At 67.0% G+C, this 12,720-nt stretch carries 9 protein-coding genes and 1 tRNA gene; 6 read left to right on the forward strand and 4 right to left on the reverse strand.

The window, feature by feature from the left end:
- Positions 1 to 101: 101 nt before the first annotated feature.
- The 3 genes from ACWDSI_RS02055 to ACWDSI_RS02065 all read right to left on the reverse strand — a co-directional run bounded on the left by ACWDSI_RS02055 (position 102) and on the right by ACWDSI_RS02065 (position 3,902).
- Positions 102 to 323 carry a hypothetical protein gene (locus ACWDSI_RS02055; RefSeq protein WP_449748539.1) on the reverse strand — a complete coding sequence of 74 codons (222 nt, stop codon included), beginning with the start codon at positions 321 to 323 and terminating at the stop codon, positions 102 to 104.
- 23 nt (positions 324 to 346) lie between these two features.
- Positions 347 to 1,840, reverse strand: a complete 1,494-nt coding sequence (locus tag ACWDSI_RS02060) for an alpha/beta hydrolase (protein ID WP_449755510.1) — start codon at positions 1,838 to 1,840, stop codon at positions 347 to 349.
- 106 nt (positions 1,841 to 1,946) lie between these two features.
- A complete protein-coding gene (locus tag ACWDSI_RS02065; RefSeq protein ID WP_449755511.1) occupies positions 1,947 to 3,902 on the reverse strand; it encodes a sphingolipid ceramide N-deacylase in 1,956 nt (651 codons plus the stop codon).
- A 128-nt stretch (positions 3,903 to 4,030) separates the two neighbouring features.
- On the opposite strand from ACWDSI_RS02065, the gene ACWDSI_RS02070 reads away from it, so the two are divergent.
- The 3 genes from ACWDSI_RS02070 (at position 4,031) to ACWDSI_RS02080 (ending at position 8,541) form a co-directional block, all read left to right on the forward strand.
- The gene (locus ACWDSI_RS02070) at positions 4,031 to 5,476 is read left to right on the forward strand and encodes a dihydrolipoyl dehydrogenase family protein (protein WP_449755512.1); all 1,446 of its coding nucleotides are present in this window, start codon (positions 4,031 to 4,033) and stop codon (positions 5,474 to 5,476) included.
- 255 nt (positions 5,477 to 5,731) lie between these two features.
- Positions 5,732 to 6,988, forward strand: coding sequence for an anaerobic C4-dicarboxylate transporter family protein (locus ACWDSI_RS02075; protein ID WP_449755513.1), 1,257 nt, complete (start codon positions 5,732 to 5,734; stop codon positions 6,986 to 6,988).
- 464 nt (positions 6,989 to 7,452) lie between these two features.
- Positions 7,453 to 8,541: a phosphotransferase gene (locus tag ACWDSI_RS02080; RefSeq protein ID WP_449748533.1), complete on the forward strand. Its 1,089-nt coding sequence runs from the start codon at positions 7,453 to 7,455 to the stop codon at positions 8,539 to 8,541.
- A gap of 79 nt (positions 8,542 to 8,620) precedes the next feature.
- On the opposite strand, the gene ACWDSI_RS02085 is transcribed toward ACWDSI_RS02080, so the two are convergent.
- Positions 8,621 to 8,694: transfer RNA gene (locus ACWDSI_RS02085), tRNA-Leu, on the reverse strand.
- Positions 8,695 to 8,806: 112 nt separating this feature from the next.
- Here ACWDSI_RS02085 and ACWDSI_RS02090 point away from each other — a divergent pair.
- The 3 genes from ACWDSI_RS02090 to ACWDSI_RS02100 are packed head-to-tail and all read left to right on the forward strand — an operon-like array spanning position 8,807 to position 12,690.
- On the forward strand, positions 8,807 to 11,086 hold the full coding sequence (locus tag ACWDSI_RS02090) for an MMPL family transporter (RefSeq protein WP_449755514.1): 2,280 nt from the start codon (positions 8,807 to 8,809) through the stop codon (positions 11,084 to 11,086).
- On the forward strand, positions 11,040 to 11,780 hold the full coding sequence (locus ACWDSI_RS02095) for a TetR/AcrR family transcriptional regulator (protein ID WP_449755515.1): 741 nt from the start codon (positions 11,040 to 11,042) through the stop codon (positions 11,778 to 11,780). The genes ACWDSI_RS02090 and ACWDSI_RS02095 overlap by 47 nt, the downstream gene beginning before the upstream one ends.
- Positions 11,781 to 11,829: 49 nt before the next feature.
- On the forward strand, positions 11,830 to 12,690 hold the full coding sequence (locus tag ACWDSI_RS02100; protein WP_449748530.1) for a Bax inhibitor-1/YccA family protein: 861 nt from the start codon (positions 11,830 to 11,832) through the stop codon (positions 12,688 to 12,690).
- Positions 12,691 to 12,720 lie beyond the last annotated feature (30 nt).

A 12,720-nucleotide genomic window follows, 5' to 3' on the forward strand; every position in this document is an offset into this window, starting at 1 on the left:
GTGGTGACATCCGGGGATCAAGCTAGACCCGGATCGGTACCGGGAGGTGAACACCCGCAAGCGTGGAGGTTACCGACAGAGTCTGCTGCGTCACGCTGCGGTCAGTGAATGCTGCTGGCCACCGCCAGGATCACACCGGTCACCGTGAGCACTCCCACCAGGACCGCCATCGCGATGGCCAGCGTGCGGCGACCGTGGGTGACCGCGTAGACGCCCACGCCGATGCCGATCAGGATGATCGCCGAGTACAACGCGATACCCAGGGTGAGCAGCGCGGCGTCGGCCGCGCCCTCGGCGAGGATGAACGAGTGCGACGACGCCATGCGTCGAGTAGATCACCCCGGTGTCACCGCGACGGCACCGGTGTCGTGGTGGTGGTGGACGGCTCCGGATCACCGGTGGTGACGCCGGTGCTGGGGGCGCCGGTGTTGGAGGCGGCGGTGGGCTGCGACGGTGCTTCGGTGGTGGTTTCCGGCGCCGGTGTGGCCTCGGTGGACGTGCCCGCCTCGCCGTCCGGGCCCGTTGTGGACGTCGCGGAGCCCGATGCTGATGCCGACCCAGATGCCGTGGTCGAGCCCGTTGCGGTCGACGACTCCGACGACGTGGTGGCCGACGGAGTCGTCGACGGGTCACCGGAGTCACGGTCGGCGAGCGTCACGGTCTGCGCCGCGGCCATGCGGGCCGCCTGGGTGGCCTTGGCGACGCCGCTGGGTGCGGGGGTGCCCGACGCGTCGACCAGTTGCGTCTTGGTGGTCACCGGCGGGGTGGAGTTGAGGGTCTCGAGCACCTTGTCCTTGCCGTCACCCAGGCTGCGGTCCCACGTGGACCAGGTGTGCCCGCCGTAGTTGGGCAGCGAGATCACCGAGACACCGCTCTGTGCCAGTTGCAGTTGCATCAGCACCGTCGACACCGCCGACAGCATCTCCAGCGCCATCGCACTGATCTGGTCCTGCTGTGAGAGTTTCGCCATCTCGCCGGGGGTGAGGAACCCGTTGCCCGAGGAGATGATCAGCACCTGGCCGTTCTGCTGGAGTTTGTCGATGTTCTTCGACGGATCGTTCGCGGTCCAGCGCGGGCTGCCCGGCGCACCCCACATGTTGACGATGCCGTTGGTGTAGTTGGAGACGATGGTCTGCGTGGCCAGCACGCCGAGCGCGCCGATCGGATTGTCGGTCTGGTAGTAGCCCGACATCGCCTGCACCACCCGGAACTGTTCGGGGTGACGCTCGGCCAGCGTCACCGCGGGTCCCGCCGACATCGACAGTCCGACGATCGCGTTGTTGCTGGGGCTGACCCCGAAGTTGGTCGACAGGTAGGCGGGCAGTTCCTTGGTGAGGAACGTCTCCTCCTTGATGGTGGTGTTCTTGTCGCCGGCCCCGGCGTCCCAGTCGGTGTAGAACGACGACGCGCCGCCCGCGGGCATCACCAGGGTGGTGTCACTCTTGCCGTCGTAGACCTTGGCGGCCTGCACGTCGGTGGTCCACGCCGACCGGTCGTCGCGTGCGCGCATGCCGTCGAGGAGATAGACGCCCTTGTCGCTGCCGTTGGACGCTCGGATCTGCACGATCACGTACTTGTGCTGCGACTCCGACCACACCTTGCAGTTCTGCACGTAGTTGCCCGAACTGTCCCAGGTGCAGCCGGGGCGCAGCACCTCCGGGTGACCGACGAGGGCGGAGGCCTTCCCGTCGCGCCCGGCGACCGCACCGAGCCCGATCAGGGCCAGGGTCAGCGCGAGGACCGCGGCCACACCGACCGCCCGGCGTCGGACCGGCCGGTGTTGGCTGACGGCCCGGTGATCGTCGGAAGTGTGGTCGGGGGACTGGAATGTATCGGGCATGAGGCTCCTGCCGTGAAGTGCGCGCAGCGATACCGAAAGCGCAGCGATATCGGAAGTGTCGCTAACGACATGCCGCTCGTTACATCGGTCCTCGCCCCACAGCGGCTCAGCGGTAGGTCTCGACACGCTCCCAGAACCGCGTGTAGGCCTCCGCGGCCCGGAACAGATCGCCGATCAGCGTCTGCCCGTCGGGTCCGGCCTGGATGCGGAGGCTCTCGATCCAGTCGGGCAGCAGACCGTAGTGCGCGGTCCCGTCGGTGTTGACGTCGAACACACGGGTGCCCGTCACCTGCCGGTCGATCAGGGTGGTGCCGTCGGCGCCGCGGAACGGGTAGCGGACCGGGCGGGTGCGCGCCGACGGTCGTGGGTGGGCCTGCTTACCGAGGCCGCCCATGTCGGGCCCGAAACCCACACCGAAGTAGTGGTCGGCGGAGCGTTGTGCCCGCAGCACCCGCCAGGCCGACAGGAAGTCGGGCGGCAGGTCGCCGTGCCTGCCGGTCTCGCCCGGTTCGGCCTCGGCGGGCGTCTCGAACAATCCGACGATGCCGCCGTCGGCCAGGATGCGGCGGTAGTTGCTCTTGTCGGTCCAGGTGTGCGACGACACCACACCCGGATAGTGACGCCGGTCTACGATGTCAAGGACGCCGGTGGCGGTCTTGACGCTCATGTGGTCGATGTCGATGGCCATGTGGCGGGCGATGATGCCGCCGACCGTGTAGGCGCCGAGCGCGGTGAGGCCGCGGACGTTGCAGGCATCGCGTGGATAGCCCACCGCCGGATTGTCGTGCTGGTCGGTGTTGCACGGTTGGGTCTGCCACGGATGCCCGTCGGAGAGTATCTGTCCGGTGTTGACTGCGGCGCCTGTTGCTCCCTGGTCGAATCGTGTTCCGCCCAAGGCGTTGTCGAACTTGTGGGTGAGGATCACCTGCCGGATGCCCAGGTGCTCGAGCTCGTCGAGGCCGCGATCGATGTCGGCGCGGTCGCACTGCGCGCGCCCGCCGACCTCGCTGCAGCCGAACGGTTCGGACACCTCGATGCCGAGGGTCACCGCGAGCTTGCCCTGCGCGATCACCCGCCGCGCGTCGGCGGCGCTCGACACGATGCGGAAGAAGCCGCGGCCGGGCCCGCCGGCCTGCGCGTCGATGTAGTCCTGCATGCCGAGCAGCATCCGGTGCTGGATGCGGATCGACTCCATCTCGTTGCACGGCTGATCGCGCAGCGGGTACTTCTCGCAGAGCACACGGTTCTGGACGTAGTAGTTCTGGATCATCCGCAGGCCCGACCGCCACGAGCGCTCGATCCACCGGTAGTAGGTCTGTTGATGGGTCAGCGAGTCCCACCGCGGCCAGTCACGGAAGGTGGGCCAGCCGACGGTGTCGTGTGGCCCGGGCCGCGACAGTACCTGTTCGGACACCGCGGGTAGGCCGCCGGGCGCATGGTCGGGGCAGTCGCGCAGCGCGTCGGTCACTCCGAGGGGGCTGTAGGGCTTGCCGCACAAGAACTCTCCGCCCAGGAACTGCTCGGCCATGAGGTGGGCGTGGGAATCGACGAAGCCACGCAGATCGCCGTGGTCATCGGTGCCGGTGAAGGGTGCGCCGGTCACGTTGATCTGGGCATCGGGGTAGTGGGTGCATCCGGTGGCGGGTGTGATCGTGACGTTCGTCAGGGCCGGCCCGGTGCCCGCGCGCAGAATGTAGCCCGAGGTGCCGGGATCGACGGTCCACACCGCCGTGTCGGACACCGGTGCCGACGAGACGGTCGCGCCGCCGCGTCCGGGCATTACGAAGGACCGGTCGGCGCGGTAGAGCAGGAACCGGCTGAGCCCCGCCGCCTCGACGAACACCGGCCCGGGCCGGCCGCCGACCGGACGACCGTCCGCGGTGGTGATCGTGACGCAGGAGCCGGCGAGCGCGTACACGTCGTCGCGGGTGGGGCCGGCGGCCGACGCGGCAGGTGTGGTGACCACGCCGCCGACCGCCACGCAGACCACTGCCGTGAGCGCTCCGAGTGCGGCGCGCACCGCACGTCCCGCTGATGACCTGTTCCGCAGCCCGACCCGCATGACCTGACACGGTGGCACAGTCGAGCCGCGTGCGCCGGGTTTCGGGTCAGCGTGCGCCCAAGTTTGCGCTGTTGGTGCGGGTCGGTTTGTGTCTACCGTCACCGCCCAACGCGCCTACCGTGGAGATCATGACGTCCACAGACACCTATGACGTGATCGTGATCGGGGCCGGACCGGCCGGGGAGAACGCTGCCGACTACGCCATCCGTGGCAGCGACAGGACCGCGTTGCTCGTCGAGAGTCAACTGGTCGGCGGCGAGTGTTCCTACTGGGCCTGTATGCCGAGCAAGGCGCTGTTGGGCGCCGGTGCCGCGCTCGACGCCGCGGCTGCGCTGCCTGCCGCGCAGCCCGAGATCGCTTCGACCCGCCCGGATTCGGGAGCACTGTTGCGGTGGCGATCGCAGATGACCCATCAGCGTGACGACGCTTCTCAGGTGCAGTGGGCGGACGGCGCCGGTATCGACGTGGTGCGGGGGCGGGCGGTGCTGTCCGGGGAACGCGAGATCGAGGTGGATGGCCGGCGCCTGCGTGCCCGCGAGGCGGTGGTGCTGGCCACCGGCAGCACGCCAACCGTTCCGCCGATCGACGGGTTGGCCGATGCGCTGCCCTGGACGTCGCGCGACGCCACGAACCTCGTCGAGGTGCCGGAGCGGATCGCGGTGCTCGGCGGTGGCGTGGTGGCCTGCGAGGCCGCCACCTGGCTGGCCGACCTCGGCGCGCAGGTCACCATGGTGGTACGCGGGCAGACGCTCCTCGCCTCGATGGAACCCTTTGCCGGAGAACGAGTCTCGGAAGCACTCGGCGAGCGCGGGGTGCGCGTCGAGTTCGGCTCCTCGTTCTCGAAGGCCGTGCGGCCCGAGGCGGCGGACACCGGGTACGGCCGGATTCACGGCGGACCGGTGCGGCTGACCGTGACGCATTCCGACGGACGCCCCGACGACATCATGGACGTCGACGAGGTGCTGGTGGCGGCGGGTCGGCGACCGGCGACCGCCGACATCGGGCTCGACACGGTGGGCATCGACGGCGGTGAACCGCTCGACGTCGACGACCACCTCAATGTGGGCGGACTCGACTGGCTGTACGCGGTGGGGGATGTGAACGGGCGCGCACCGCTGACCCACATGGGCAAGTACCAGGCGCGCGTCGCCGGCGATGTGATCGCCGCGCGCGCCGCGGGTTTGCCCATCGACGCCGAGCGGTTCCGCGCGAGCGCCGACCACACCGCGGTGCCGCAGGCGGTGTTCACCCGCCCCCAGGTCGGCTCGGTGGGACTCACCGAACGTGCCGCACGCGCGGCGGGACTCGACGTGACGACGTCGAGCCTGGACATCGCCGTGGCCGGTTCGTCGCTGGCCGCCGCCGACTATCAGGGGCACGCGCAGCTGGTGATCGATCGTGCCCGCGACGTCGTGGTGGGAGCCACCTTCGTCGGCCCCGGCATCGACGACATGGTTCATGCGGCGACCATTGCCGTGGTCGGCGAGGTTCCGCTGCAACGCCTCTGGCATGCCGTGCCGGCCTATCCGACGGTCAGTGAGGTCTGTCTACGGCTGCTCGAGAATCTGCGCTGAGACGGAACTGCCCGCGGCACGTGACGTCGCGGTTCACCTGATCCGGAGGAGTGCGTGGTCCTTCGGAACTGATTCGGATTTGTGCCATCAGTGCCGCAAATCGCGTCGTCATCTCGCATGCGGGACGGCCGGCGGCCGCGGGCGCCATACGATCTGCCTCGCGACCCGGCCAAACCGTGGTCGTCGCTCAGTGCCCGGGTGCATCTCCGGATTTCGGGCGGAACCTCGAAGGGGAATCACGTGTACGCCCTTTATGTGATCGCACAGATCGCCTTGTTCCTGATCCCCTTGGTGCTGGGAGCGAAGTACGGCCCGATGGCACTCGTCGGTATGTCCGGCGTCTCGGTCTTCATCCTCGTCGAGTTCATGCGACTGCGACCGGCCTCACCGCCGATCACGGCGATCTTCGTCATCCTCGCGGTGATCACCGCGAGTGCGGCGATGAGCGCTGCCGGTGGCATGGACTACCTCGTGCGTCTGGCCGAGAAAGCGTTGCGCAAGCATCCGAAACAGATCCCGGTCGTCGGTCCCCTGGTGGTGTGGCTGTTCACCGTGATGTCGGGTACCGGCAACATCACCTTCGCGTTGATCCCCATTTTGTACGAGGTCTCGTATTCGGCGAAGATCCGGCCCGAACGCATCCTCGCCACGGCGACCACGGTGTGTCAGATGGCGCTTCTGGCCAGCCCGGTTGCGGCAGTGACCTACATCTTCCTCAACATGACCGAATCCCAGGGCAATTCGCTCGGCAAGATCCTGCTGGTCACCGTCCCCTCGACACTCGCCGCGACCATCCTCACGTCGCTGGTCATGTCCCGCGTCGGAAAGAACCTCGAGGACGATCCGGAGTACCAGCGCAGACTCACCGAGGGTCTCGTCGAATTGCCCCATGAGGCGGTCAGCGACGCCGAGCGCGAGCCGCTGCCGCCACGGGCGGCGTGGAGTGCCTACATCTTCCTGATCGGCGTCGTCGTCGGTGTGGTGCTGGGACTCTTCCAGAGTCTGCGTCCCACCTACGCGGTGTCCCGGGCAGATGGCACGCTGGCCGAGGCCACCGTGTCGATGTCGTTCATCATCCCGATCATCATGTTCGCCGTCGCCGGCCTGATCATGGTGCTGTGCAAGGTGAAAACCAACAGGGTGCTCGACGAATCGATCATCGGAACGGGTCTGGTGGCGGTGCTGCTACTGGTGTCGGTGCCCGTTCTGGCCGGCACCATCCTCAACGACCACATGGATCAGGTGGTCAGCTTCGTCAACAGCGCGGTGGGCGTGTCCGTGGTGTTGTTTGCGCTCATCCTGTTCCTGTTGACCGCGTTGATCCAGAGTCAGTCCGCTTCGGTGTCGATTCTGATTCCCGCGGCGCTGAGCGCGGGTCTGGGCGTGGGTCCGATGGCCGGCATGCTCGGAGCCACGGTCGGTAACAACCTGCTGGCGTCGATGAGCGGCCTGGGACAGGCGTGCATCCTGACCGACAAGACGGGTTCGACGCGACAGGTTCGTTCCTGCTGAACGGATCGTTCTTCATCCCGATGATGCTGTGTGCGGTGTTCTCCGTCGCGGTGGGTCTGGGTGTGCAGTTGCTCGTGTACTGACGGGATGTACTGCCGTCCTGCTCACGCCGAGCCGCCGGTTTCCGATCGGGGTGCCACTGGCCTCGCACCGACGCCCCGCGGTCGTCGAATGGGCAAGGGCGACTGAAACTCTTCTGATCGAGGACGACTGCGACGGCGAACTGCCGCCACAGTTGGTTTCGACTGTCATGTGACTCCGCGACGCCGATGGGGAGCCGACCGGAGGAAGCCTCGCCGGCTTCGGTACACCTCGGATTCCTCCACAGAGGTCCTCACCGCGCGTGCAGCCCAGTTGTTGCACACAACATATTGACACCCAAGGGAGATCTACCTCATAGTGGTGCGGTAGTAGTGCAATTATTAATCTCTTAAAGCACTGAACGTGCAGACAGGCGCAGCACTGTGGAAACATCGCCCCGGATTCCGGCCCAGAAATCCGACTTCACCGCCGAGTGGCTCACCGGGGTTCTCGCCTCGAAGTACCCCGGCACGACCGTCACATCGCTAAAGGTCGACGAGGTTGATCAAGGGACGTCCACCCGGCTACGACTCACTGCGCAGTACGCGGACCCGTCGCCGGACCTGCCGACACAACTGTTCGTGAAGACCAACTTCGACAACGTGTTCGGTGAACTGTTCACCGCGGCAGGCATCTATCACGCGGAGGTCAAGTTCTTCAACGACGTCCTCCCCGCGGTCGACATCCCAACGCCGCGGTGCCTGCACGCCGAGCTCAGCGACGAGGACGGCTCGTTTGTTCTGGTGCTCGAGGATGTGGTTCTGGCAGATTGGGGCAAGGCCGAGGAACCCATCGATGTTGTTCGCGCAGAAGCCGTCTTGACGGCCATGGCCCGCTATCACGCGCACTTCTGGAACTCGCCGACACTCGACGAACTCGAATGGGTGTGGACACCCAATGAGGGGCCGCAGTCCGACGCCATCAAGATGTTCTCCGACTACGCGAGCGAAAAGCTCGCCGAGGGTTCGGTTTTCGACTTCTCCGTACCCGAGGCGCTGCGCGATTCCGAGCGGGTCAAGCGTGCGATCGGGGCATTGCTCCGTTATGACGCGGAGGAGCCCCGCACTCTGCTCCACAGTGACCCGCACCTGAAGAACCTGGGCTTTCACCTCACTGGCGAACCGATATTCGTTGACTGGCAGGTGCTACGCAAGGGCTGCTGGGCGCTCGATGTGAGCTACTTCCTCTCGACATCGCTGTCCACCGAGGACCGCCGCGCGCACGAACGGGACCTGGTCAAGGGCTACTTGGCGGAGCTGGCCAAGTACGAGATCAACATCCCGGAGGACGTGGCATGGCTTCAGTACCGGGCACAGCCGCTCTACGGCCTGTTGGTGTGGCTCGCAACACCGGTGGAGATGCAACCCGCCGAAGCGGTACACGCCTTCACCCAGCGGTTCCTCTCCGCCGCCGAAGACCTTGACACGATGGGCGCCATCGAAGAGGTCTCGGGCACGATGACGACCCACTGAGCGTTGCTTTGCGTGTGGGCCACGCGATGCGCCACCTGCGGTGATGAGTGCCCCTGGTGTGAGTGCCCCCTGGTGTGAGTGCCCCCAGTCGGACTCGAACCGACACTGGGCGGATTTTAAGTCCGCTGCCTCTGCCAATTGGGCTATAGGGGCGCGGTGATCAGCATGCCACGTGTGGTCCCAATGTCGGACAGGCCATTGACCCCCGTGACTTAACCCTGATAACTTAACGCGGGTAAGTCATCGTCCACGGCTGGAGTCCACCATGCTGGCTCGTCTTACCCGCGTCGTCATCGGCGCGCCGAAAACCGTTCTCGCCGTGACCTTCTTGGTCCTGGTTCTGTGCGGACTGTACGGGGCATCTGCTTCGCAGCACCTCCTCCCGGGCGGTTACAGCGACCCGCATTCGGAGTCGGCACGCGCCGCCGACATCCTCGACGACACCTTTGCGCGGGGAGGGCTGCAGGTGGTGCTCAAGCTCGACGGACCCGCGGGCACCGACATGTCCACCGATCCCCGCGCCGTCGCGGTCGGGCGGTCGATGGTCGACGAGCTCGGCACGCTCGACTACATCCAGAAACCCATCTTGTCCGTGTGGCAGGACCCCACCCTCGCACCCGCTCTACTCAGCAAGAACCGCGAGTCGGCGCTCATCATCGTCTCGCTCGACGGTGGTGAGGAGCGTGCGCCCGCACACGCCGAGGTCATCGAGAAGCGTTTCAGCGGCACCCGCGACGGAATCACCGTCCGCGTCGGCGGCCAGGCCATGGTGTACCAGCAGATCAACCACCAGACCACCCGTGATCTCGCGATCGCCGAGGCCATCGCCATCCCCATCAGCTTCCTCGTGCTGATCGTCGTGTTCGGCGGCCTGATCGCGGCTGCGTTGCCCGTCGGCGTGGGCATCGTGGCGATCGTGGTGACCTTCGCGATGCTGCGCCTCATCGGGTCGGTGACCGACGTGTCGATCTTCGCGCTGAACCTCACCACCGCAATGGGTTTGGCGCTGGCCATCGACTACACGCTGCTGCTGGTGACCCGCTACCGCGAAGAGGTCGCCAACGGACGCGACAGACCCGATGCCATCGTGCGTACCCTCACCACCGCGGGGCGCACGGTGGCGTTCTCCGCGGTCACGGTGGCGCTGTCGCTGGCTGCACTGGCGATCTTCCCGATGTATTTCCTGCGTTCCTTCGCCTACGCGGGCGTCGGCGTGGTGGCCGTCGCCGCGGTGGCGTCGCTGATCGTGACCCCCGCCGTGCTCATGGTGCTCGGTGGCCGCATCGACTCCCTGAGCGTGCGCGGACTGCTGCGCCGGGCACCCGCGCAGAACCGCCCGATCGAGGAGGGGTGGTGGTATCGCGCGGCCACCTGGGTGCTGCGCCACGCCGCACCCGTCGGGGTGGCGGTGGTGCTGGTCCTGGTGGTCCTGGGTACACCGTTCTTCTCCATCAAGTTCGGGTTCCCCGACGACCGGGTGCTGCCGGCGTCGGCGAGCGCCCATCAGATCCAGCAGGAAATCCGCGACGACTACGCCCAGAACCTGTCGTCCACGATCACCGTGGTGGCCACCGGCGACGTATCCGCCGACGCGCGCGCCGCCTACGCCCGCGATCTGTCCCGCGTGGAGGGGGTGAACTCCGTGTCGAGTGCGTCGGGCACCTTCGTCGACGGACGGCCGGTCGCGCCGGGTAGTCCCGACGACCTGCGCGGCGACGTCGGCGTCCTCACCGTGTCGACGAACAAGGAACCCATGGGTGCAGCAGGCGAGGCCCAGCTGAGCGCGTTGCGCGCGGTGTCGGCGCCGGCCGGGCTCGCCGTGCTGTTCACCGGAGCGGCGGCCACCAACGTCGACACGGTCGACGCCATCTACCACTACCTGCCGTGGGTGCTCGGACTGATCGCCGTGGCCACGTTCATCCTGCTGTTCCTGTTCACCGGCAGCGTCGTGCTGCCGCTCAAGGCGCTGGTGCTCAACGTCTTGTCGCTGTCGGCCACCTTCGGCGCGATGGTGTGGTTCTTCCAGGAGGGCCACCTCGGCGGGCTCGGTACCACGGCCACCGGCTACCTGGTGGCCACCATGCCGGTGCTCATGTTCTGTATCGCCTTCGGTCTGTCCATGGACTACGAGGTGTTCCTGCTCGGCCGTATCCGTGAGGAGTGGCTGGCATCGGATCGCTCCCGCGCGGCCAACGATCGTGCCGTCGCGATGGGCCTGGCCAAGACGGGCCGCGTGATCACCGCCGCGGCACTGCTGATGGCCATCGTCTTCGCCGGAATAGCTGCGTCGCAGGTCTCGTTCATGCGAATGTTCGGAGTCGGCCTCACCCTGGCCGTGCTGATGGATGCAACATTGATCCGGATGCTGCTCGTCCCGTCGTTCATGCGAGTCGCCGGGCGGGCAAACTGGTGGGCGCCCGGCCCGTTGCGCCGCCTGCACGACCGGTTCGGTCTGTCCGAGGAGCCGGCGCAGGAGCGCGAACCCGCACAGGAGAATGGTGAAGAAGATCGCACGACGGACCCGGTCACCGCGCGGCTCCGGTGAGCTGCTCGCCGAGGAGATCATCGACGCCGCCACCGACCTCCTGCTCGACTCGGCGGATTCGGCCGCGGTGTCGATCCGCGCGGTGTCCCAGCGGGTGGGGGTGACGCCGCCGTCGATCTACCTGCACTTCGCCGACAAGGACGCGCTGCTCGATGCGGTCTGCGCCCGCTATTTCGAGCAACTCGACGCGTGGCTGGCCGAGGCGTCGGACGGGATCGACGATCCACTGGAACGGTCGCTGCAGATGGGCCTGGCCTACATCCGTTTCGCCCTGGCCACCCCGGTGCTCTACCGGCAGGCCTTCCACAACATGACGATCAGCGAGCAGTCCAAGGTCGACGAGGTGCTGGCCGTCTCGGCGTTCGTGCGATTCACCGGCACGGTCACCGAGATGGCCGATGCCGGCATCTTCGGCCGCGACGAGGTGCACGACGTGGTGCTCGAACTGTGGGCCGCCGCGCACGGGGTGGCGTCCCTGATGATCACCAAACCCGGGCTGGCGTGGGGTGCCGATCTCGCGCTGGCCGAGCGGACACTGCGGTCGGTGTGCCTGGGCAGAGCGATGCTCGGCACCGGTGAACTACGCTGTCCGGACCAGGTCGGCGACTTCCTGGACGCCCATCGCGGGTCGCCGGACACCCCCGATGGTCAAGAGAAGGTAAAGTCGGAACTCGAACGGGTCGACCCCCGTTGACGAGACATACGTCTGACAAGACGAGACATAGGTCTGACAAGGAGCCCCTGTGCGAGACAGCAGCAACCCGGTGATGCGCGGCGTGGTCCGCGACAACCAGAATCCAGGCGGATACGCCGGCTTCGGTACCAACATGGCCGGAGCTGGACAGGCCGCCATGTACAACCAGTACGGCCAGCCCATCCCGCAGCAGTACGCGCCGCCGCAGGCGCCCTCGCGTCAGCTGACCATCGACGACGTCGTCACCAAGACGGCGATCACCCTTGGCGTGCTGGTCATCACGGCCATCGCCAGCTACGCCCTCAGCAGCTACAACAACGCGCTCGCCGGGCTGCTCATGGGTGTCGGCGCCATCGCCGGCCTGGTGCTGGTGCTGATCGCGTCGTTCGGACGCAAGCAGGACAACCCGGCCATCGTGCTCGCGTACGCGGCCTTCGAGGGCCTGTTCGTCGGGTCCATCTCGTTCGTCTTCGCGAACTGGATGGTGAGCGACGTCAGCGCGGGCGCGCTGATCGGTCAGGCGGTACTCGGCACCTTCGGCGTGTTCTTCGGCATGCTGCTCGTCTACAAGATCGGTGCGATTCGCGTCACCCCGCGCTTCACCCGGATGCTCTTCGCCGGCCTGATCGGCGTCATCGTCCTGATGGTGGGCAACCTGATCCTGGGTCTGTTCACCCACAGCGCGGGCATCTTGCGTGACGGTGGTCCCATCGCGATCATCTTCTCGCTGATCTGCATCGCGCTCGCCGCGTTCAGCTTCCTCGTCGACTTCGACGCCGCCGACAAGCTGATTCACGCCGGCGCACCGGCGCGGGCCGCCTGGGGTGTCGCCCTGGGTCTGACCGTCACCCTGGTGTGGCTCTACGTCGAGATCCTGCGGCTGCTGAGCTACTTCAACTCCAGCAACTAGCAGTCTCACCACAGACACACCGAGGCCCCG

The organism is Gordonia sp. NPDC003429 (genome assembly GCF_053588575.1).